Genomic DNA, 23,034 nt, shown 5'->3' on the forward strand with positions numbered 1-23,034 from the left:
CTATAACCGGGTAGACATGTATACCAAGGAGATGACATATGTTATTTCAGCAAATGTGCGGCGTAATGTTTCATCAGAAAGATGTGTGGACCAAGATTCGAGAGCGAAAATATACGGTTATTGAATGCTATACCCATGTTCTATTGTGGCTTTGTGCGATAGCACCGGTCAGCTTCTTCTTCGGGACTACCCAGATAGGTTGGAGTTTCGGCAACGGCGATTATGTCAAGCTGACTGTAGGCAGCGCCCTCATGATTGCCATAGTGTTCTACTTTGCGTTACTGGTCGGCGTGGGTTTCATCGCTCATGTCATTCACTGGATGGAAAAAACCTATGGTGCCGACTCTGATCTGGAGCATTGCATGGTACTGGCAACCTGTACAGCGGCTCCCTTGTTGCTGGCAGGCATAACAGGCCTCTGGCCAATGCTCTGGTTTGTTGTCGGAGTGGGACTCGTCGCACTAGCCTATACAGTTTACCTTCTGTATTCAGGTGTACCTGAACTGATGAATATTCCCCAGGACCAGGGTTTCATGTTCTCCACCTCAATACTGACTGTCGGTATGGTCGTGCTGGTCAGCATGCTGGTCTCAACCGTCATCCTGTGGGATCTTGGTATCGCACCAGCGTTTACCAACTAGACTCTACTGACTAGAGTCGGCTGCTGTTCAGCAGGCTGATAAGGGTGTTTGCAAGCGGCTCTGGATCATGACTGTGATGAACCAGAGCCAACACCTCTCCTCGACTATTGACCAGATAGGTTTGTGCTGAATGATCCATAGTGTATTCCAGAGCGGAGTCCAGCATGACTTTTCTGAAAAAAGCTCCATATTGTCGAGTGATACTCTCGATTTCATTCAGTGCTCCGGTCAGTCCGATGAACTGCTCATCAAAAAAAGTGACATACTCGGCCAGATAGTCTGCCGTATCCCTCTCCGGATCTACGGTAATGAACAGGGGCTGGATACGCGCTCTTTGCTCCGGGTCAAGGCGCTTGAGACTGGCTGCTGTTGTCATGAGCGAAGCCGGGCATACATCGGGGCAGGAGGTGAAACCGAAGAAAATCAGAATCAGTTTGTTGTCGAAATCAGACAGACTGACAGAGCCGTTGGCTGACTGGAGTGTAAAAGGGCCACCAAGCTGAATACCTGCTGACAACTCCTGCGATGACTGTGGTGCAGAATCCGGTTTGGTCAGTGTATATACCGTACCGGCCAGCGCCAGCCCAGCCAGCACTGAGAGCAGAATGATCGAGTTGGATTTCACATTGAGTCCTTCTTTTGTGTTGTATTAATCCGAGATATGCATGATAGCGTATTAAGACTGTATAAATGATAGTGAGAGATCTCAAGGTGAATAATGATTCGTGCCACGACTTATAAATCAATACGCTGGTGGCTGCTCGCGCTGGTGGTGATGGTGATCGGACTCTCCTCTTTGATGGTATACAAGAGCGAGGGCAAGTCGCTGCCCGAAGGGATCATGTTGGCCAGCATTGAGGGGCAGTCAGTGCAGCTGGATCAGTTCAAGGGGAAACCTTTGATCATTAATTTCTGGGCTACCTGGTGCCCGCCCTGTATCAGAGAGATGCCACTGCTGAGCCAATATGATGAACTGCCCTATGTTGATGTGATTCTGATCAATCAGGGGGAGACCGTTCCAGTGATAGAGTCTTATCTGGAGAGTGCCGGTATTAACTTCCGTAATATGTTGCTTGATCCTCGGCAACAGAGCCTTCAAGCACTCGAGATAAGAGGTTTGCCGACTACACTTTTCTATTCTGCTGAGGGTGTGCTGGTGGATGAGCATCTAGGTGAAGTGACAGCTGAACAGCTTGATGCTTTTCTCCGGCTTCATACTGAGTTTGATGGCAGAAAATCCTGACTTGTCAATTGCTTGTCACTTACACTAGACTGCTGAGACGATATCCTGATGATGGTTACCCGGGAGAATTCAGTTACGATGAAAAGATCTAGCTCATGGAGCATTAGTCTTTTTCTGTTTTCGTTGATGTCCTCAATGATGATAACAACAGCCGTTGCTGAGGAGGCCTGTACTCGATTAACCGCCAGCGGTAACCCCGAATACCCTCCCTACCTGTGGCGCGATCGTGCTGATCCTCAGCGTTTGATCGGGGCAAATGCTCAGATGATCGAATTTGTCGCCAATGAGCTGGGGATCGAAATAGATCTTTTTTACAGTGGCCCTTGGGGGCGCACTCAGGAGGAGGTTTCAGCGGGTCGTATTGATCTGATTGCAGGCGCTTTTTATACCGAAGCCAGAAGTGAGTGGATGGATTACTTATATCCTGAATTTCAGGGTACCAGAACTGCCGTGTGGGTCCGAGCAGATGCCGATATCGACTATCGGGAATGGGCTGATCTCAAATCCTATCAGGGTGTTACCGTCATCAATAACAGTTTCGGGCAGGATTTTGACACCTTCGCGCGAAAAGAGCTCTCTATCATGGAGGTAGGTAGCCTTGGCCAGGCGCTGAATCTGGTAGCTGAATCTCGGGTGGACTATCTGATCTATGAAGATAACCCGGGTAAAGCCTATGCAGAGCAACTGAACATTCAAAACCTGAAACTTTTGCCTGTCGCTATCACCAGTCAGAATCTGTACCTGACCATTTCCAGATTGTCTGACTGCAATCAGGATGAGTTGAAAGAGAAGTTATCTGAGGCGTTGCTGAAGCTTCAGGATGAAGAGTTGATGCCGCTGTTTCTTGAGAGGGCGCATGCTCACTGGCGAGAACAGACTCGATATTAGTTATGTAATCCATACAAGGAGTTGAACCTGTGATGCGGACAAGCTGTAAATGTTAAAGAGATTGATCCAGACATCGCTCAGTAAGCGCTTCCTGTCCAAGGTTCTGCCAGTATTGTTTATTGCTTCTGCAGTATTTCTGGCCGTACTGGCCTGGCTTGAGCTGGAAAAGGCTCAGGAGGTTAATCGCCATCTGGCACAGCAAAAAGTCAACAATCTGTCGCGGCTGCTTACCGAACCTGTCTGGCAGTTGGCACACTCCGTATCGGAAAACATTCTGGAAACAACACTTGAGGATCCGACAATCGCCTGTGTGATTCTTGAGCATGCTTCCGGGGGAGTACTGACATCGCCGCCGCTGCAGGTGGGCAGGTGTGATGAAATCGAAACTGACTGGAATCACTTTTCCAGCACGATTGTTTACTCTGGTCCACGCGGCGATCATGCATTGGGCACGGTTGGCATATATGCTGACATTCGAAGCAGCCTGCAGGATATCACAAGCCAGCTATGGGGGCTTGCGCTGCTGGTGGCGATACTCTTCATGGCTTTGGTAACAACTACCGCTCTGGCTTTTCGCTGGACAATTCTTCATCCATTGAACAGCTTTTCTGAGTCCCTGAGGCATTATCAGAACACAGGTAAGCGTTTGCCGGTAGATTGGCACTCTCGTGATGAGCTGGGGTTGCTGATCAACGAGTACAATGCGACTCTTCATCTGCAGGCCCAAACTGAGCGGCAATTGTCTGAAGCCAAGGATGAGGCTGAGCAAGCGCTGGCAAGCCTCAAAGAAGCTCAGGACATGCTGATCCAGACCGAGAAACTGGCATCTCTTGGGCGGCTGGTTGCCGGGATCGCACATGAAATCAATACTCCAGTCGGCAATAGCCGCACCGTAGTGACAGCTCTGGGATTAAAGTTGAAGCTGTTTCATCAAGAGCTTGAGTCGGGTTCGCTCAAGCGTTCAAGTCTGGATAAATTTCTGGCGTCACTTGATGAGGCGATCCGTATTCTTGATTCCAGCCTTGATATGGCAGCAGAACAGATCAGCAATTTCAAGCAGGTGGCTGTTGATCAGACCAGTACACAGCAGCGGCGCTTCGACCTCAGGGAAGTGGTAGATGAGGTGATTTATACGCTCAGACCACGTATCAAACATACTCAGTTTCATGTTGAGGTGGATGTGCCGGAAGGTATTGAACTGGATAGTTTTCCAGGCCCACTGGGGCAGATTATCACCAACTGTTTCAATAATTCATTGATTCACGGATTTGATGGGCGTGAGCAGGGGTGTATCACGATTTCGGCAAGGCGAAATGGTGAACATGATGTTATGCTTGAGATCAGTGATGATGGCATAGGTATGAGTGCTGCTGAACTAAAAAAGGCGTTTGATCCATTTTTTACGACCAAAATGGGGCGAGGTGGATCTGGTCTTGGTCTGCATATTGTGTTCAACTTGGTTAATACGGTACTACGCGGTTCGGTCGAACTTGATAGTGCACCTGGTAAGGGGCTGAAGCTTCTGTTCAGGATACCGGTGCGAGTATTGGCTGATGCTTAATTAAGGGTAGCTATGGGTAACCATCACGCACAAGATGATGATCTGTTGATTTTTGCAGATGAGGACCTGGATGGGTTTGAGTCTGTAGAGGGCGATGGCCCATGTTGGCATGTCCTTATTGTCGATGATGAGCCTCATGTGCATGACGCTACTCGTTTTGCGTTAGCCGACTTCAAGATTCTCGGCAGACCCGTTGAGTTCTCAAGTGCCTATTCTGCCGCTGAAGCCAGAGAGATGCTCCAGAAGGGCCCCCGTTTTGCCTGTATTTTGCTCGATGTAGTGATGGAGTCTGAGGATGCTGGCCTGAAACTTGTCAGTTATATTCGGGAAACCATCCATGAGCTGTCGAGCCGTATCATTCTTCGCACAGGTCAGCCGGGTTATGCCCCGGAACTGGATGTGATCCAGCAGTATGATATCAATGACTACAAATCAAAAAGCGAGCTGACCAGCAACCGCCTGATTACAACACTGATTTCTGCGATACGTTCCTACCAGCAGCTGGAAATGATCAATGCTAACCGACAAGGTTTGGCAATGATCATTGATGGTGCTTCTGAACTGTTCAAAGAGAGAGCTGTTGATACCTTTTCCCGTGGTGTATTGTTGCAGTTGTGCAGTTTGCTTCAGATCAATCGCAACGGTTTCATGTGCTGCCATGAGGATTCCGTTGATCATGAGATCAAAGTCGTTGCAGCTTTCGGGCGCTTTGAGCCCTATGCCGGTTCAAGTATCGACAGGCTGCAGGACGAAGTTCTGAAGACTGAGGTGAAACAGGTTCTGAAAACACGTCAGCACCTGATTGATGAAACTCATGTTGTGCTTTATCTGCTCTCACCACATGATGATGAACTGGTTGTCAGGGTTGAAACCAGTCGCCCCATGAGTGAACTGGATGTACGATTGATTGAGCTTTTCTCGGTTCATATTTCTGTCGGTTTTGATAATGCCAGACTGTTTGAGCGCGTGGAGCATCTTGCCTATATCGACTCGCTGACAGGGTTGCCGAATCGTACTGGATTCCTGTTCAAGCTGGGCAAGCTGATGCAGAGCAATAAGCCGTTCAGTCTGGTGCTTGCCGATATTGATAACTTCCAGGCAGTGAATGATGGCCTGGGCCACACCATCGGTGACAAAACACTGGTCAAGACCGCGCAGCACCTGCGCAGTTTTTTTGGCGATGAATGCCTGATGGGGCGTATCTCTGCCGATAACTTCTGTATTCTACTACCAGGTATTGATGAGTCTGACCTATCGATACAGGCCAACAAGCTTAATGAGTCATTGGCTCATGGTTTTTCGATTGCCGGTAACGAGGTGCCTGTCAGCCTGACAATAGGGATCGCACTTTACCCTACACACGGTAAGGATGCTGAAACCCTGCTGCAAAATGCCGGTATTGCGCTGAAACACTCCAAGCGAACACAGCGTGCATCCTTCAGCATTTTTGGTACCGAGTTTGAGCAGGAGCTGCAGCAACGTCTTCAGATAGCCCTGGAGCTGCGTCACAGCGTTGAGCGCAATCAACTTATTTTGCACTTCCAGCCTCAGGTGTCCCTGGTGGATCGCAAGGTGGTTGGTGTCGAGGCCCTTTTGCGCTGGCAGCGTGATGGCGAGCTGGTTCCGCCCGATCTGTTTATTCCGGCTGCAGAAACATCCGGTCATATCGTCTCCATGGGCGCCTGGGTACTGGAAGAAGCCTGCCGTCAGCAGGTACTGTGGGCTGAGGAAACAGGTCAATCGATTCGCATGGCAGTGAATGTATCGATCCGTCAGTTGAAAGATGCTGATTTCCTCAAAATGCTGGATGATGTACTTCTCAGGACAGCCATCAATCCGCACTGTCTTGAGCTGGAGATCACCGAGTCGATGGTGATGGAGGATCACGAGGCGCTGATCGATATTCTGAATGCGATTCGCAGCCGTAATATTCAAGTAGCAATGGATGACTTCGGCACTGGTTATTCATCCTTGAGCTATCTCCGCCAACTCCCGATTGATCGTCTGAAAATAGACCGCGCTTTCACCAACAAGATTACGGTTGGTGAGCAGGATAAAGCACTGGCCGATCTGATGATAAAAATGGGACATCTGGTGAATCTCAAGGTTATCGCTGAAGGTGTGGAAAGTGAGGTGGAAGAGGCGATGCTGATTGCACTGGGTTGTGATGAAGCACAGGGATATTTTTACTCTCGTCCACTCGATTCAGCCCAGTTCATCGACTTCCTCAAGAAGAAATAATTTACCGCAACAGCCACTTAGCTTATACAGACGGTTCAGTCTGAACGAACCATGGTTGTTTCGGTCTACACCTTTTACATCTAATCGGTCTGCCGACCAGAGACAGAGGAGGTGAACGAATGCCGCAAACAACCCACCGCCGACTGAAGCATGTCGTTTCCGCGCTTACCGGATCTTTCGCTGTAATCACGCTTACCGCCAGTGTTCTGGCCCATGCCCGTGACACAGTTCCTATAGATACACAGCACTACAGCCTTGCTCTTGAGATAGTTGCCGGGAATCTTGAGCATCCCTGGTCAATCGCCTTTCTGCCTGATGGCGAGATGCTGGTGACCGAGCGCCCGGGGCGATTAAGGCGCATCGTTGATGGAGAGCTGCTGGCAGAGCCGGTTGCTGGTTTGCCTGATGTGGCCGCCAGTGGTCAGGGTGGTCTGCTGGATCTGGCACTGCATCCCGCGTTTGCCGACAACCAACTGCTCTATTTTTCCTATTCTGACCAAACCTCGGATGGTATGACCACGCGTGTCGCCAGAGCGCGATACGAGTCTGGTCAGTTGCAGGAGGTTGAACCCATCTTCGAAGCGCTTCCACGCTCCAGCGGAGGTCGACATTTTGCCGGTAGATTGGTATTCGACCCCGATGGCTATCTGTATATCAGCGTAGGCGACCGAGGGGAAATGGCGCGTGCCCAGGATCCTGCCGATCATGCTGGCAGCATCATCAGATTGCATGATGATGGTTCTGTTCCTGAAGATAATCCTTTTGTTGATCAGGCGCAGGTACGTGATGAGATTTTCACCTGGGGTAACCGTAATCCTCAGGGGCTCACAATCCATCCTCAGACGGGAGAGGTCTGGTCCAATGAGCATGGCCCACGTGGTGGTGATGAGATCAACCTGATTCGGTCAGGTCTCAACTATGGTTGGCCTGAGGTAACCCACGGTGTCAATTACTCGGGCTTCAGCATCACACCTCATACCGAACTGCCGGGAATGGAGTCGCCCCTATTGCACTGGACACCCTCGATTGCTCCCAGTGGCATGACTTTTTATACAGGCTCGGACTTTCCGCTCTGGCAGGGGCAGATTTTTTCTGGCGCACTGCGCGATCGGTTGGTATCAAGAGTATCGGTGACTGAAACCGACGAGGGGTATCAACTGCATGAAGAGGAGCGCTTTCTGCAGGAGTTCGGGCAGCGAATACGGGATATCCGCCAGGGACCGGATGGTTATCTCTGGCTGTTGACGGATGAGAATCCCGGACAGGTGGTGAGGATCTTACCCGCCGCGGAGTAAGCAGTGTACCGGCACTTCTCAGCTATGAGTAAGTGCCGATCGTCGATCAGGCCGCAGTGTTGACATCATGCTTTTTTGCACGGCCGCGATGTCCGACAAAATACCACACCAGTGCCAGCGCCTGAACGGCAGCACAGATACCGATACTGACCTGATAAGCCTGCACAGGATAGAAGCCATTTTCCAGTGGCTGCCAGAAGCTCACCATCACCCCGATCAGCCACTGCAGCAGAAACGCACTGATAAACACCATCAGGTTCAGCGCTGTGTTGACCCGCCCGGACAGAGATTTTGGGAAACCCTGTGACAGTGCAGCATACATCAGTGCACCTGCGGTACTGAACAGACCCAGTAGGAACCACAGAGGGATCGCAGGGACCTGAGCGCGAACCAGCACCAGCACCAGCAGGATCAAAAACAGTACCATGCAGATGATACTGACCAGTGAGGTCGAGATACCCAGTGATTGCAGTCGCGATGCCAGCCAACCAAGGGTCAGGAATCCGACCACCATGCCTGCCGCAGACCAGAGCAGCAGATCAGCTGTGGCAGCCTGGCTGTAACCATCGACCTGTCTGAGCCAGATCGCAGCCCAGAGACTCAACAGGGCTACATAGAGCGACTGATTAATAACGCTGGCAGGTGCAATGCGCAGAAACAGCGGGTGTCTGAAAATTGCCAGACTCTCTTTGATCTGAATCGACAGGGCGACCGGTTTGTCAGTGGTGGGTAGGATAGGCGGCACACGAAAGCGCACAAATACTGCCAGCAGCAGGCTCAGCACAGCCAGTCCGATAAACAGACCACGCCATCCAATTAAAGGCAGCATCAACTCCACCGGCAGCGTAGCTGTGAGTGCGCCGAGACCACCGGAAGCCAACTGCAGACCGTTTACCAACGGCAGGCGTTCGGGCGGCAGCAATGCGGCATAGGCTCTGAATGCAGCCATCAGACAGGCTGAGACGCCCAGCCCGATCAGACCTCTTCCCAGCCAGAGCATCAACGCACTCTGGGCGAAAGCAAATGTCAGCGAGCCTATGGCGGCAATGATCAGAATATAGGAGGCAACCTTGCGCGTATCATAGCGGTCGAGCAACACACCCAGTGGTAGCTGTGATGATGCAAAAAACAGGAAATAGGCACTGCCGATCCAGCCCAGTGACGCAGGACCCAGTCCCAGTTCCAGTGCGACAGGTTCAGCGATGACGCCATTCACAACACGGAAAAAATAGGAAAGGTAATAACCCATTGCGAAGGGCATGAAAACATGCAGAAAAAAGCGCAGATTCAGATTCACAGCCGATTCCTGTTCAGTTAGGCAAGCGCACAACTTAAGGGATTACTAATTTGGTTACAAGGTACAGATTCATCCCAAATCAGTGCTAACTGTTCTGTTGAGCCTATACCGATCAAGCCAATGTTTACACAATTTTTATCATAGCTGCCGGTTTCTCGAATCGTTTGTTTATGCCAACTGACGGGATAATGATACTTCCTTCAGGTTGGAGTTCAGCTGTGTTCAAACTGTTTCGTCCGTTGCTGTTTGTCTATGGGGTATTGCTGTTGTGCATGTCAGTATTGATGGCGGGTGTGACACTGTTTGCCGGTTTAACTGGAGATTCCGAGTTCAGGGTATTTCTGGTGTCGTCCTGTGCCGTTTTTGTCACAGGCGCTCTGCTGACGGTGATCTTTCATACACGGCGGTTTCAGCTGGTTTCAAGGCAGCTTTATCTACTGACGACCTTCAGTTGGGTGATCATGTCACTGGCAGGGGCATTGCCATTCTATTTCAGTCACTATCCGTTGACCGTCACCGATTCTATATTCGAAGCCGTCTCAGGCATCACAACGACGGGCTCAACTGTTATCAGCGGGCTTGAAACCCTTCCCGAAAGCCTCCTGCTGTGGCGTTCTTTACTGCAGTGGCTGGGAGGGCTTGGTGTTATCGGAATGGCTGTATCAATACTGCCATTTCTGCAGGTCGGAGGTATGCGTCTGTTTCAGACAGAGTCTTCAGACTGGTCTGATAAATCCTTGCCACGTCTGCAGGATCTGGCGCGTGCATTACTGCTGACCTACCTGGCCCTGACATTGGCATGCACGACTAGCTATTGGCTGGCCGGAATGACGCCGTTTGATGCCGTCAACCATGCGATGACTACCGTTTCTACAGGTGGATATGCCACTGATGATCGTTCAATGGGGCGCTTCAGTCCCACGATACTGTGGATTTCGATCCTGTTCATGTTACTGGGGGCATTACCCTTTGTGATGATCATCGGATTCCTGAGGAAGCCCTCACTGGTGCGGCTCAAAGATCAGCAGGCAAGGGGGTTTGTACTGATAGTGGCAACTCTGGCTCTCAGTCAGACGCTGTTCCTGATCCTTTACAACAAAGAGGATGCATTTGATGCACTGACTCAGTCAGTCTTCAATCTGATGTCTGTCATCACGACGACCGGGTATGCCTCGGCAGATTACAGTAGCTGGGGCACATTCAGTTTCGTGCTGTTCTTTCTGGCGACATTTATTGGTGGTTGCTCCGGGTCCACCAGTGGCGGGATGAAAATTTTTCGGTTTCAGCTCAGTTCGATGTTCCTGAAAAGCCAGATACACAAGTTAATACACCCCAGTGGCGTATTCTCGATTCGCTATAATCAAAAGGTGGTGCAGGATGATATCATGCTCTCCGCGGTGGCTTTCTCCTTCATGTTCTTTGTTGCACTTGGCGTCATCACCTCGTTGCTCTCTATGTTTGGTTTGGATTTCATCACCAGCTTGAGTGGTGCTGCAACTGCGTTGACCAATGTAGGCCCCGGGCTCGGAGATATCATTGGCCCAGCCGGTAATTTTCAGCCACTGCCTGATGGTGCCAAGTGGCTGCTGGCATTTGCCATGATACTGGGCAGACTGGAGTTGCTGACCGTTATGGTGCTGTTCACTCCCATGTTCTGGCGAGGATAATACGTCTGGTGAGTAAACAATCAATATTTTCACAACGGATTAATCGAAACATGATCTGGATATTGCCCTGGTTTATGCCGTTGCTGGCGTTGGGTATTTCGCTGCTACTGTCGCCGGTGTTGCCCAGCGCCAATCTGGCGATGATCTACCTGGCAGGCGTGCTCATCACGGCTGTCAGCACCCGCGTCAAACCCGCATTGATCAGTGCGTTGCTGAGCTTTCTGATTTATAACTTCTTTCACACAGAACCACGTTTCACGCTGTTGATTCTGCATAGAGAAGATGTACTGACTGCAGTGCTATTAGTTCTGGTGGCGGTTGTGACCGGCCATCTTGCGGCGAGACTCAGCGAAAAAGTAGAAGCACTGCAGATAAGCCATCAATGGAATCAACGCCAGATAGCATTTGCGCAGATGCTGGCACCCTGTGTCAATGGCGCCGAGATTGCCGATGTGCTGCAGCGGCAACTGGCCAGTTATTTTTCGCGACGCTGCACCATCAGCTATCAACCCGATGGCCAGGAAAAGATTGGCTCTGTTGCGGATGAAAAGGGGGCAGAGGATACAGTCATTCTACTGGAGGAGAATGGCATAGTGAGTATTCTTTTTCTGAAGGACTGGTGTTGTCAGATACGGCTTGAATTAGACTTCGGTCATGCTGTAGCGACAGAAAAGAGAGCGCATCTTGAAGGGTTTGTGAATCTGGCTCGTCTGGCATGGGATCGAAGCCTGCTTGCACAGGCTTTGCAGGAGGAAACAACGATCAAAGAGCGAGAGCAGTTGCGCTCAGCGCTGCTGTCATCCATCTCTCATGACCTCAGAACGCCACTGGCAACCATGATCGGTTCGGTGTCGAGCCTGATTGAGTTGGAAGGGGCCTTTACTCCGGAGCAGAAAAGAGAGCTTCTTAATAATACTCTGACTGAAGCGCGACGTCTTGATGGCTATATACAGAAGTTGATCGATATGACTCGACTTGGCCAGGGCGAACTGTCGCTGGATCGTGATTGGGTTGGGCTTGATGATATTATCAGTGTGGTCATCAAACGTATCAAACCGCAGTTGAACAGTGTGCAGTTGAATATTGAGCTTTCGGATAATTTGCCACTGCTGTATGTTCATCCGGCCCTGATTGAGCAGGCCCTGTTTAATGTACTGGAAAACGCAGTGAGGTTTTCACCTGCGTCGTCCACTATTCATTTAAGTGCCAGACTCAGCGCACAGTTTGTGAATATTGATGTCAAGGACTCCGGGCCGGGCATCCCGGTAAATGAATGGGACAGTATTTTCGACATGTTCCATACACTCGGGCACGGTGATCAGTATCCCTCGGGGACTGGACTCGGCCTGGCGATCTGCCGTGGCATCATCGGCGCTCATGGTGGACAGGCAATCGTACTCGAAAGCAGCCCGGGGCGTGGCACGACAATTCGCCTCAGTCTTCCGAGCGATCCAGAAGTCGACGATATGCAAAGGGGGTGTGATGACTCAGATACTGATCATTGATGATGAACCTCAGATCAGGCGGTTTCTGACCATCTGCCTCAGTTCACAGGGGTATCAGGTATTGGAGGCAGTTGATGCTCTCAGTGGCTTGCAAACGGCTGCACTGAAATCACCGGATCTGATCATTATGGATCTTGGCCTGCCGGATATCGATGGTCAGGATCTGCTCAAGGCACTCAGAGATTTCTATCAGGGGCCTGTCATTGTGTTATCGGTACGTTCTTCTGAAAAGGAGAAGGTTCAGGCGCTCGATAGTGGTTGTAATGACTATGTCGAGAAACCTTTCGGAGCAAACGAACTCTTAGCCAGAATCCGCTCTGTGCTGCGTACGTTTTCCAGCATAGATGTACCACCGGTCAACTTTGATGATGGCTATCTGTCGGTTGATCTGCAAAGTCGTAAAGTGCAACTCAATGGAGAGGAGGTGCATCTGTCCAAAAAAGAGTTTGAATTGCTCAGGGCACTGATCACCTATCCGGGACGGATTCTCACTCAACAACAGTTGCTGCGCGAAATCTGGGGCGAATATCATACCAAGGACACACACTACCTGCGTGTATTCATCGGCCGACTGCGCAGCAAACTGAAGGATGATCCGACAGCACCTCGTTATATCGAAACCGAAACGGGTGTTGGGTATCGATTCAAAAGTGGCTGAAAATATTTACACAATGTTTATACCTCTCTCCTGACTCACGAATGGCTTGTTTACGCCACTTCCTTTGACAATAGATCTATGGAACAGCGCTTTGACGGCTGGCTGTTGCATTGGATCTCAGTGTCTGGAGTTGGCGTAAATCATGAGAATTATTATTCTGGGTGCCGGGCAGGTCGGTGGCACTTTAGCCGAGAATCTGGCTGGTGAGTCAAATGACATCACTATTATTGATACTCAGGCGGCACGATTGCGTGAGTTACAGGACCGGCTGGATATCAGAACATTAGAGGGCAGAGCATCTTTCCCATCTACGCTGGAGCAGGCGGGTGCACGTGATGCGGATATGCTGATTGCGGTTACCAGCAGTGATGAAGTGAATATGATGGCGTGTCAGGTGGCTCATACTCTCTTCAGTGTTCCTACCAAGATTGCACGTGTGCGAGAGCACGACTATCTCTTGAATAACCGTTCCCTCTTTGCCAGTTCCGCAATGCCGGTCGATGTCTTGATCAGCCCTGAAGAGCTGGTGACGCGACATATCAAAAAACTGATTGAGTACCCCGGTGCTCTTCAGGTGATCGACTTTGCTGAGGGCAGCGCTCAGTTGGTCGCCATCCGCGCCTACTATGGTGGCCCTCTGGTTGGACGCGAAATCGCATTTCTCAAACAGCATCTTCCCAGTGTCGATATGCGTGTGGCTGCGATTTACCGTCAGGACCGTGCCATCATCCCTGATGGATCGACTCTGGTGGAGGCAGATGATGAGGTATTCTTCGTAGCCGCCAGGCAGGATATCAGGCTGGTGATGAGTGAGTTACGCCGACTGGATAAACCCTATCGGCGCATCATGATAGCCGGTGGCGGTAATATCGGAGCGCGATTGGCAGAGCAGCTCGAGTCGAATCATCAGGTAAAACTGATTGAGTTAAACAAGCAGCGCTGTGTTCAATTGTCCCACCATCTGACTTCCTGCATCGTATTACATGGCAGTGCCTCGAATAAGGACTTGCTGCTGGAGGAGAATATAGAAAACTGCGATGTCTTCCTTGCACTTACCAATGATGATGAGGCCAATATCATGTCCTCAATGCTGGCCAAGCGTCTCGGCGCTCGCACAGTGATGACATTGATCAATAACCCCGCGTATGTGGATCTGGTTCAGGGTGGTGTGATCGATATTGCCATCTCGCCACAGCAGACAACGATTGGAGCATTACTGGCCTATGTCCGTCGGGGCGATGTAGTGGCGGTTCATTCCCTGAGACGAGGTGCAGCGGAGGCGATTGAAGCGATAGCCCATGGTGATCCCGGTAACTCCAGGGTTGTTGGTAAAACCATCGATGAGATAGATTTGCCTGCTGGAACAACGATAGCTGCAATTGTTCGTGAGAAGAAGGTGCTGATAGCTCATGGTGATATACGCATAGAAAATGATGATCATGTCATCATGTTCCTGGTCGACAAAAAGCGCATCCATGAGGTGGAAAAGCTGTTTCAGGTCGGGCTTACCTTCTTTTAACGATAGTTACAGCCTGTTTTCTGCAGCCAGCCACTTCATCACACCTTTGGCGGCATGATGACCGCTGGCAAAGCAGGCGGTCAGCAGATAACCACCTGTGGGTGCTTCCCAGTCCAGCATCTCACCGGCACAGAAAGTACCGGGCCGTTTGTTCAGCATCAGATCCTCTGTCATGGCGCTAAAATCGACGCCGCCGGTCGTGCTGATTGCTTCATCCATCGGCCGAGTGGCGGTCAGTGTCAGGGGCAGGGATTTCAGTGTGCTGGCGAGCTGGGCCATATCCTGCATCTGTTCGGCGCTGAGTACCTCGCGCAGCAGATCAGTCTGGATGCTCTTGATTCCCTGCCGACGCAGATGGTTGCTCAATGAGCGTGAACCGCGCGGTTTGCTCAATGCCTTCAGCAGTTGCTGTTCACTGCGATCCGGTATCAGATCAATTGTGATCACGGCTGATCCCTGTGTCTCGATGGTATCGCGAATGGGTGCCGACAGGGCGTAGATCAATCCACCCTCAAGTCCGTAGCGCGTCAGCATCAGCTCGCCCTTCTGTTGCCAGTGTTTGCCCTGCGGGTCGGTGCAGCTCAACATAACACCTTTCAATGGCTCTCCGGCATGTCTACTCTGCATCAGCTCGCTCCAGTCGGTGATAAAGCCACAGTTGGCAGGTCGTAGTGGTTGCAGCAGAACTCCGACGGCTTCAAGCAACGGATACCATGCACCATCTGATCCCAGTTTAGCCCAGCTGCCGCCCCCCAGTGCCAGCAGAGTCGCATCGGCACGGACTGAGCGGACCCCCTCAGGCGTTTCAAATGTCAGTTGCTGTTGCTCCCAGCCGGTCCAGCGATGTCTGACATGAAAACGTACCCCCTGAGCACGCAAACGGTGTAACCAGGCGCGCAGCAACGGTGCAGCTTTCATCTCACGTGGAAAAACACGCCCGGACGAGCCGACAAAGGTTTCAATGCCCAGATTGGCCGCCCAGAGTCGCAGATGGTTGGCATCAAAATTTTGCAGCATCGGCAGCATCTGTGCTGAGCGCTCACCATAGCGAGTGATGAAGTCTTCAAAGGGTTCGGTATGGGTGATATTAAGGCCACCACGACCGGCCATCAGAAATTTCCGTCCAAGCGAGGGCATGGCATCAAACAGCTCAACATTTATGCCGGCATCGGCCAGGGTTTCTGCTGCAATCAAGCCTGCAGGACCGCCACCGATGATCGCGACCAGTGGACGAGTGTCAACTGACTGGGAGGAGGGGGCGTGTTGATTCATCGGGCCTGCTTATCGTGTTGTCTGTTGGGTGTCTGTCATGCGGCATGATAGCAGGTGTCGCTTCAGCAGCGAAGTAATGCCCCGGCAGAGCAGTAGTAACCGCGTATAATTTAAGAGAAAGGGGCGAGCACTTTATTCGGGTTTCCATTATCATGATGGTGGTGTCGGATGAATTATCGGTATCTGTTCATCTGTTTTTTTCCATCTATTGTTGAATCTGTATCATGAAAAAACTACTGCTTGCTGCCGCTATTCTTTTTGCCACTATCCCTGCTGCACCAGTCATGGCCGACACTGCACTCACGCACAAGGCGCAGACACTGGATAGTTCAGCGCTGAATCTTGCCTCTGTTCATGCGGCTATCGCCCCGCTGGGATCAGATGCAGTGATCTTCAGTAAACATGCCGACAAGGTTGTCCCGATTGCGTCGATCACTAAACTCATGACCGCCATGATCGTGCTGGATTCGGATCAGTCGCTTGATGAGTGGGTCGAGATCAGCAAACGCCACAAGCCTGCAGCGACGAATGCCTACTCCCGTATTCGTGTCGGATCTGAAGCCAAACGACATGACTTGCTGCGGATGTCTCTGATGTCCTCTGAAAATCTGGCCTCCTATCAATTGGCGCGCCATTATCCAGGTGGCTATGATGCGTTTATCGCCGCGATGAACGAAAAGGCCAGAGCACTGGGTATGCATAATACTCGTTTCGTAGACTCCACAGGACTTTCCACCGACAACCGTTCCACCGCTTCAGACCTGCTCAAACTGGTGGCAGCCGCATATCAATATGACGAGATTCGCAAGCTATCGACAGTCGGCAATTACGACGTTAATTTCAGAAAACCCCGCTATGCACTGGCATATGGCAACACCAATCCTCTGGTGCGGTCCGAGCGCTGGGATGTGCAGATGAGCAAGACTGGCTTCCTGAATGCTGCAGGGCGCTGCCTGGTGATGGTCGCGCGAATTGATGGTGAGCTGGTCGCTATGGTGTTTCTGGATTCGCTGGGCAGAATGTCACCGATCGGTGATGCCGGACGTGTCCGTCGTTGGCTTGAGACCGGCAATGGTGGTGATGTAACCAGCGAGGCCCTGGCCTATGAGCGCCAGCGCAGGACTGAACTTTACAGCAGCAGGTAATTGATCATGGATCTGATGGCTATCAGGGCAGTCGTGTTTGACCTGGATGGAACGCTGGTTGATTCAGGCCTCGACTTCAAAGCGATGTGCGATGAGCTGGGTTTGCCTCATGGCACAGCTATTCTGGAGCATATGGGTCAGCTCGAATGCCCGGATGCCAGGCGTTCAATCGAAGAAGTGGTTCGCAAGCATGAACTTGAGGGCGCACGAAGAGCTACCTGGATGCCGGGTGCCAAAGCCTGTATTGATGCTTTGCACCAACTCGGTATGCCCATGGCTATCCTGACCCGGAATATGCGTGAAGCCACTGAGTTGACCCTGACAAATCTGGATATACCGATCGATCTGGTTCTGACGCGTGAAGACTGCCTGGCCAAGCCAGATCCTGAGGGATTGCACCTGATTGCCGACAAGCTTGGTATCCCCTGTGGTGATATGGTTTATATCGGTGATTACATCTTTGATATACAGGTGGCGGCGAATGCACGCATGGCTTCCTGCCTGTATCGCAACGCCCGAAATGCTCATTTCGCGGAACAAGCCGACTGGATAATCGACCATTTTGATGAGTTGACCAGAAAGGTTGAGAAGAGAAGGTTGGCACTGACGCCCTGATCTGACTCACTGCCTTACTAACAGCTTTGAGTCTGCCTGTCAGTAGACTCCATGCGACTAAAGTCGCAGAGCTTTACATTAGCTGAACTGTATACTCGATCGCTTTTGGGCGGGATCCAGTATGAAGCTCTGGCTTGAAGATTACCTGAACAGAGATATCCTGCGGCTGGTCTTGCTGGGGATGGCTGCAACAGGTATGGGAATAGGTCTCGGTCGTTTTGCCTATGCCGCGCTGGTACCGGGTATGATCGAAGCCGGGTGGTTTTCAGAACGTACCGTTGGCTTGATGGGGGCAGTGAATCTGCTGGGCTATCTGCTTGGTGCTTTGACCGCTTCGGCACTGGCGAAACGCTTTCCCGTGCATCGCATCATTCAATGCTCAGCACTGGGCATCGTCCTCAGCTTCCTGCTTTGTATTCTGCCACAGCCTGCCGGCTGGTTTTACCTTTGGCGGTTTATCGCCGGTATGACCGGTGCACTGCTGATGGTACTGGGGCCCGCCTCTGTAATGCGACTGCTGCCGGAAAATGTGCGCAAGGTGGCATCCACCTGCGTATTTGCCGGTATAGGCGTTGGCATACTGCTCTCTGCAACACTGGTTCCAATGTTGGTGAACCTTTCCAACAGCTATGGCTGGGCTGCACTGGGTGTTACAGCCCTGCTGGTGTTTCTCTATATGTTCAGATGGCCGCTCGTCTCATTCAGTAACGGGCAGCATGCTCACATACTCAACCGTGCCGACAAGCGCTCCTTACTGATGGCGGGTATGGGCGTTGTGGTTGTTGCCTATGCCTTGGATGCTGCCGCCTTTGTGCCGCATACGGTTTTCTGGGTGGATTATCTGCAGCGTCATCTTGGCTGGTCCTCAGCTGCCGGTGGTTTTCAGTGGGCGCTGTTCGGTATTGGAGCGATAGTGGGGCCCTTCATGGTCGCTCTGCTGTCTGCGCGCTTTGGTGTCAGTCGTACACTGTTGGTTGCGCTGGTGCTGAAAAGTCTGGCGATCATGATGCCGACCTTTTTGCATGCGCCAGTATTTATCAGCCTGTCATCCTTCGCTGTAGGTGCGCTGATCCCTGGAGTGGTGGCATTGACCTCAGGGCGTCTGGCTGAACTGGTGGGGCTTGAACATCATGCATGGGCCTGGGGGTTGGCAACGGCGATATTCGCCCTGTCGCAGGCATTTGCCGGTTTCGGTTTTGCAGCGCTCTATACAGGGAGTCTCGGTGCAGGAAGTGTGTTTGTGCTGGCAGGCTCACTGGCGATGGTCGGCGTGCTTTGTCTGTTGCTGGTCAGGCAGCGCAGGGTTCAGATCTGAGCCTGATCCACAAGGCTCATCTATTCGGATTTCTGCCCTTTACCGATAAAACGAACACTGGCGGGCAGCTGTGCTTTCGCCAGACCATCCCTGACATACTGGAGCAGAGACTCTGCCGCAGGCGTCAGCGAGCGTTTACGGCGGGTGATGATGCAGATTTCACGCTCTATGAGAGGAGTGTCCAGCGGAATGAAGCGCAAGCGCTCAAATGAACTGGTGTCGGCGGCCAGGGCTGGAATGATTGAGATGCCTAGCCCTTCACTGATCAGAGCGGCAAGACCTGCCGGGTTGGATACCTCAAGCAGTGATGTTTCCAGAGTGACAGGCGCTACTCCCTGAGCTGAAAATCCCTCCAGTTGTGCTCGAATACCGGTATCAGAGGAGAGCAGAATTAATGGATAGGCGCGAACCTGATCCCACTGCAAAGGCTGTGTCAGTGTGACCAAAGGGTGCTCCTGAGGTACCACAACACCATAACGGTCGCGAAGTACCGGCTCATAATTCAGCTCAGCTTGGCGCGAGTGGTTACTGGCCAGACCGAAGTCCACCTCATTATCCAGCACGCGCTGTTCGATACCGCCAGCACCATCATCGCGCAGATAAAGGCTGATCCCCGGGTAATCGGTAGCGAAGTGCTTGACGATGGTCGGCAGCAGGCGTGTCAGCATGGAGGGAGAGGCCGCAAGACCGACATGTCCCTGTTGGCGCAGTGATGTGGCACGCAGATCCTCCATCGCGGAACGAAAGTCGGACAGCAGGCGTTGGGCTACAGGCAAAAACCGTTCACCCTCCTGAGTCAGGAATACACGGCGAGTGGTACGATCCAGCAGGGTCAGCTCTGCCTGTTCTTCCAGCTGCTTGATGGTGGCGGTCAGCGTTGACTGTGTCAGGTGCAGATGTTCGGCTGCACGGGTAAAACTGCCACTGGATGCAATCTCGACAAAGGCTTGAAGATGGCGAATGGAAATATTCATTTATTGATTATTTAGATTAATTGATAGAATTTTATCGTTTGAATGATTAATGGATATTTTGCATCATTGCATCCTACAACACCAGTCAGAACTTTTTCCCAGCAGGCAGCCTCATGATTCCACGTATTGCCGAGATCAACGCCACTCAATCGCTGTATCTCGATTTCATCGAAACTCTCAAGCGTAGTGGTTTTGAGGGCGACCTGAATCCCGATTATGCCAACCGAGTGGTGCTGTCGACCGACAACAGTATCTATCAGGTGCTGCCACAGGGCGTCATCTATCCAAAGCGAACCGAGGATCTGGTCAGAATAGCCAAGCTGGCAGAAGAGGAGCGCTTTCAGTCAGTTGCGCTCAGCGCACGGGGCGGCGGTACGGGCACCAATGGTCAGTCGCTGACGGATGGGCTGGTGGTGGATGTGTCCCGGCATATGAATCGGATACTCGAAATCAATCCCGATGAGCGATGGGTGAGGGTGCAGGGTGGTGTGGTCAAGGACCAGCTCAATGCGGCACTCAAACCCTACGGACTGTTTTTTGCTCCGGAACTGTCGACCAGTAACCGCGCCACCATTGGCGGTATGATCAATACCGATGCCAGCGGGCAGGGCTCGGTATTGTATGGCAAAACACGTGACCATGTGCTGGATCTGACCAGTGTCTGGCTGGGTGGCGATATCTGGCACTCAGCACCCTTGGAAGCCAGTGAACTTGAGGTCGCGAAAACCCAGCCGGGTAAAGTAGGGGAGATTCATCGGCTGCTGGACGAGATTCATCGGGACCAGGCCGAGTTGATTGATGCGTGTTTTCCCAAGCTGAATCGCTGCCTGACCGGTTATGATCTGGCGCATATTTATGATGAATCGGGTCGTTTCAATCTGAACTCCATTCTCTGCGGCGCCGAAGGTTCTCTGGCGTTTATTGCAGAGGCGCGCCTCAATGTGCTGCCGATCCCGACCTATTCGGCGCTGGTCAACGTCAAGTACGACAGTTTCGAATCCTCGCTGCGTGATGCCAAATCCTTGATGGAGTGGCAGCCGACATCGATAGAAACCATAGATTCCAAAGTACTCAATCTGGCGATGGGAGATATTGTCTGGGATACCGTGCGTGACTATTTTCCGCAGCGTGATGATGAGCCGGTGATTCAGGGTATCAATCTTATTGAGTATACCGGCGAAGATGAAGCAGAGCTGAAAGGAAAGGTAGAGCGTCTGTGTCAGCATCTGGATGCGGTATCCGGTCAAGCGGGTAAAAGCTTTGGGCATAGCGTGGTTTACGGATCAGCCGAGATCAACAAGGTCTGGGCGATGCGTAAGAAAGCGGTCGGGCTGCTGGGTAATACTCAGGGGCAGAAGCGTCCGGTACCTTTTGTTGAGGATACAGCTGTGCCGCCTGAAAATCTGGCAGATTTCATCATGGCATTTCGTAAGGTGCTGGATGATCACGGGTTGCAATACGGGATGTTCGGACATGTCGATGCCGGGGTGTTGCATGTCAGACCGGCACTGGATATGAAAGACGCGGAGCAGGAGAAGCTGGTACGCACGATTACCGATGAGGTGGTCAGGCTGACCCGTCAATACAAGGGCTTGCTGTGGGGTGAGCACGGTAAGGGGGTACGCTCGGAATACGCACCTGAATTCTTTGGCGAGCTCTATCCACAGTTGCAGCGGATCAAGGCGGCCTTTGATCCGCGCAATCAGATGAACCCTGGCAAGATTGCAACACCTGCAATAGAGGGTGTGGAGCTGCTGAAGATAGATGGGGTGCCGACACGCGGTCGTCATGATCGTCAGATCAGTGCTGTGGTACGTGAACAGTATGATTCGGCGATGAACTGTAATGGTAACGGTGCCTGCTTTAACTATGACCCGAACGATGCGATGTGCCCATCATGGAAGGGAACTCGTGAGAGGGTACACTCGCCCAAGGGGCGCGCATCGTTGATTCGCGAATGGCTGCGATTGCTGGCAGAGCAGGGTAGTGATCCGGTTGCCGAAGCAGGGCATATCCGCAGTAGAAGCTGGTTATCCGGTCTGCCGACCAAGGTGAAGAATACACTGGGGCGTCGCCGTGGCGAGTATGATTTCTCGCACGAAGTGCATGAGGCGATGATGGGATGCCTGGCGTGTAAATCCTGTGTCGGGCAGTGCCCGATCAAGGTCAATGTACCGGATTTTCGCGCCCGTTTTCTTGAACTTTACTATGGCCGCTACCTGCGTCCGGTGAAGGATTACCTGGTGGGCAGTCTGGAGTATATGATGCCTGTCGTGGCCAGGTTTCCGGCACCCTATAACCTGCTGATGAATAACCCGTTCAGCCGTGCGGTGATGAAACATGTTGTCGGTCTGGTGGATAGTCCGCAAATCTGTCGTTTCAGCCTGAAACAGGGACTGAAGGCGCGCGCCATAGACTGGGCAACACCGGAGGTGATCGCTGCACTGAGCCCATCGCAAAAAGCGCGCAGCGTGATTCTGGTTCAGGATGCCTTCACCAGTTATTTTGAAACTCAGTTGGTGCTGGATCTGGCCGATCTGCTGACGCGTCTGGGCTTCAACCTGCTGGTGGCCCCCTTCAAACCCAATGGAAAGCCTTTACATGTGCATGGCTTCATGCAGAAGTTCGAGCAGGCCGCCAAGGATAATGTGGCAATGTTGCGAGCACTGGAGGCCAGTGGCGTGCCGTTGATTGGTCTGGACCCCTCCATGACGCTGACTTATCGCCAGGAGTATCGTGAGTTTGTCAGTGGAGAGCTGCCGAAGGTACAGTTGCTGCAGGAGTGGCTCAGCGGTGAGCTTGAACAGCTGAATCTGGCAGATAAGGCTCAGGGTGGTACTTACCGTTTGCTGGCTCACTGCACCGAAAAAACCTCGGCAGCACCTTCGTTGCGTCAGTGGCAGTCGATCTTCACGGCGATGGGGCAGGAGCTGGAGATACTCTCTACCGGCTGCTGTGGCATGTCGGGTACTTTCGGCCATGAGCGCGAAAATCTGCGACGCTCAGAGGATATCTATCGCCTGAGCTGGGGTGAGATTGTCAATAACAAACTGATCAATGGTAACCTGATGGCTACAGGCTACTCCTGTCGCTCACAGGTGAAGCGCATGGATCGGCAACAGCTGCCACATCCGGTACAGGTGCTGCTGGCTATTCTCAGTCAGCGCGCGCGTCAATGACTTTTTTGCCATCAGTATC

General features: G+C 51.9%; 18 protein-coding genes. 14 read left to right on the forward strand and 4 right to left on the reverse strand.

Annotated features, from left to right (window positions below):
* Nucleotides 1-38: 38 nt before the first annotated feature.
* Entirely contained in the window at nucleotides 39-641 is a 603-nt protein-coding gene (locus F7R27_RS07365; protein WP_151703578.1) for a Yip1 family protein, read from the forward strand.
* A 10-nt stretch (nucleotides 642-651) separates the two neighbouring features.
* Here the strand turns inward: F7R27_RS07365 and F7R27_RS07370 are convergent, their stop codons facing one another.
* Nucleotides 652-1,266, reverse strand: coding sequence for an SCO family protein (locus F7R27_RS07370; protein ID WP_151703579.1), 615 nt, complete (start codon nucleotides 1,264-1,266; stop codon nucleotides 652-654).
* A gap of 93 nt (nucleotides 1,267-1,359) precedes the next feature.
* On the opposite strand from F7R27_RS07370, the gene F7R27_RS07375 reads away from it, so the two are divergent.
* The 5 genes from F7R27_RS07375 to F7R27_RS07395 all read left to right on the forward strand — a co-directional run bounded on the left by F7R27_RS07375 (nucleotide 1,360) and on the right by F7R27_RS07395 (nucleotide 7,869).
* Entirely contained in the window at nucleotides 1,360-1,884 is a 525-nt protein-coding gene (locus F7R27_RS07375) for a TlpA family protein disulfide reductase (RefSeq protein WP_151703580.1), read from the forward strand.
* 135 nt (nucleotides 1,885-2,019) lie between these two features.
* Nucleotides 2,020-2,772: a substrate-binding periplasmic protein gene (locus F7R27_RS07380; RefSeq protein WP_168927453.1), complete on the forward strand. Its 753-nt coding sequence runs from the start codon at nucleotides 2,020-2,022 to the stop codon at nucleotides 2,770-2,772.
* Nucleotides 2,773-2,821: 49 nt separating this feature from the next.
* Nucleotides 2,822-4,333 (forward strand): sensor histidine kinase, encoded by a 1,512-nt coding sequence (locus F7R27_RS07385; protein WP_151703582.1) that lies wholly within the window; start codon nucleotides 2,822-2,824, stop codon nucleotides 4,331-4,333.
* 12 nt (nucleotides 4,334-4,345) lie between these two features.
* Nucleotides 4,346-6,574, forward strand: coding sequence for a bifunctional diguanylate cyclase/phosphodiesterase (locus F7R27_RS07390; RefSeq protein WP_151703583.1), 2,229 nt, complete (start codon nucleotides 4,346-4,348; stop codon nucleotides 6,572-6,574).
* A 119-nt stretch (nucleotides 6,575-6,693) separates the two neighbouring features.
* Nucleotides 6,694-7,869 (forward strand): PQQ-dependent sugar dehydrogenase, encoded by a 1,176-nt coding sequence (locus tag F7R27_RS07395; protein WP_151703584.1) that lies wholly within the window; start codon nucleotides 6,694-6,696, stop codon nucleotides 7,867-7,869.
* A gap of 46 nt (nucleotides 7,870-7,915) precedes the next feature.
* On the opposite strand, the gene F7R27_RS07400 is transcribed toward F7R27_RS07395, so the two are convergent.
* Nucleotides 7,916-9,166, reverse strand: a complete 1,251-nt coding sequence (locus F7R27_RS07400) for an MFS transporter (protein ID WP_240776280.1) — start codon at nucleotides 9,164-9,166, stop codon at nucleotides 7,916-7,918.
* Between the two features lie 218 nt (nucleotides 9,167-9,384).
* On the opposite strand from F7R27_RS07400, the gene F7R27_RS07405 reads away from it, so the two are divergent.
* The 4 genes from F7R27_RS07405 (at nucleotide 9,385) to trkA (ending at nucleotide 14,515) form a co-directional block, all read left to right on the forward strand.
* Entirely contained in the window at nucleotides 9,385-10,833 is a 1,449-nt protein-coding gene (locus F7R27_RS07405; protein WP_240776281.1) for a TrkH family potassium uptake protein, read from the forward strand.
* A 50-nt stretch (nucleotides 10,834-10,883) separates the two neighbouring features.
* Entirely contained in the window at nucleotides 10,884-12,338 is a 1,455-nt protein-coding gene (locus F7R27_RS07410; RefSeq protein ID WP_151703586.1) for a sensor histidine kinase, read from the forward strand.
* Nucleotides 12,316-12,996 carry a response regulator gene (locus F7R27_RS07415; RefSeq protein ID WP_151703587.1) on the forward strand — a complete coding sequence of 227 codons (681 nt, stop codon included), beginning with the start codon at nucleotides 12,316-12,318 and terminating at the stop codon, nucleotides 12,994-12,996. The genes F7R27_RS07410 and F7R27_RS07415 overlap by 23 nt, the downstream gene beginning before the upstream one ends.
* A 142-nt stretch (nucleotides 12,997-13,138) precedes the next feature.
* On the forward strand, nucleotides 13,139-14,515 hold the full coding sequence (trkA, locus tag F7R27_RS07420) for a Trk system potassium transporter TrkA (RefSeq protein ID WP_151703588.1): 1,377 nt from the start codon (nucleotides 13,139-13,141) through the stop codon (nucleotides 14,513-14,515).
* A 6-nt stretch (nucleotides 14,516-14,521) separates the two neighbouring features.
* Here trkA and F7R27_RS07425 read toward each other — a convergent pair whose 3' ends face one another.
* Entirely contained in the window at nucleotides 14,522-15,787 is a 1,266-nt protein-coding gene (locus tag F7R27_RS07425) for a TIGR03862 family flavoprotein (protein ID WP_151703589.1), read from the reverse strand.
* A gap of 224 nt (nucleotides 15,788-16,011) precedes the next feature.
* Between F7R27_RS07425 and pbpG the strand changes: the two genes are divergently transcribed.
* The 3 genes from pbpG to F7R27_RS07440 all read left to right on the forward strand — a co-directional run bounded on the left by pbpG (nucleotide 16,012) and on the right by F7R27_RS07440 (nucleotide 18,862).
* Nucleotides 16,012-16,932: a D-alanyl-D-alanine endopeptidase gene (gene pbpG, locus F7R27_RS07430; protein WP_151703590.1), complete on the forward strand. Its 921-nt coding sequence runs from the start codon at nucleotides 16,012-16,014 to the stop codon at nucleotides 16,930-16,932.
* A 6-nt stretch (nucleotides 16,933-16,938) separates the two neighbouring features.
* A complete protein-coding gene (locus F7R27_RS07435; RefSeq protein ID WP_151703591.1) occupies nucleotides 16,939-17,547 on the forward strand; it encodes an HAD family hydrolase in 609 nt (202 codons plus the stop codon).
* A 121-nt stretch (nucleotides 17,548-17,668) separates the two neighbouring features.
* Nucleotides 17,669-18,862 carry a YbfB/YjiJ family MFS transporter gene (locus F7R27_RS07440; protein ID WP_151703592.1) on the forward strand — a complete coding sequence of 398 codons (1,194 nt, stop codon included), beginning with the start codon at nucleotides 17,669-17,671 and terminating at the stop codon, nucleotides 18,860-18,862.
* A 20-nt stretch (nucleotides 18,863-18,882) separates the two neighbouring features.
* Here the strand turns inward: F7R27_RS07440 and F7R27_RS07445 are convergent, their stop codons facing one another.
* Nucleotides 18,883-19,836, reverse strand: coding sequence for a LysR family transcriptional regulator (locus F7R27_RS07445; protein ID WP_151703593.1), 954 nt, complete (start codon nucleotides 19,834-19,836; stop codon nucleotides 18,883-18,885).
* 113 nt (nucleotides 19,837-19,949) lie between these two features.
* Here F7R27_RS07445 and ydiJ point away from each other — a divergent pair, with 113 nt between their 5' ends.
* Nucleotides 19,950-23,015: a D-2-hydroxyglutarate dehydrogenase YdiJ gene (gene ydiJ / locus F7R27_RS07450; RefSeq protein ID WP_151703594.1), complete on the forward strand. Its 3,066-nt coding sequence runs from the start codon at nucleotides 19,950-19,952 to the stop codon at nucleotides 23,013-23,015.
* The last annotated feature ends 19 nt before the right edge of the window (nucleotides 23,016-23,034 follow it).

The organism is Nitrincola alkalilacustris (assembly GCF_008973755.1).
Taxonomy (GTDB): Bacteria; Pseudomonadota; Gammaproteobacteria; order Pseudomonadales; family Balneatricaceae; genus Nitrincola; species Nitrincola alkalilacustris.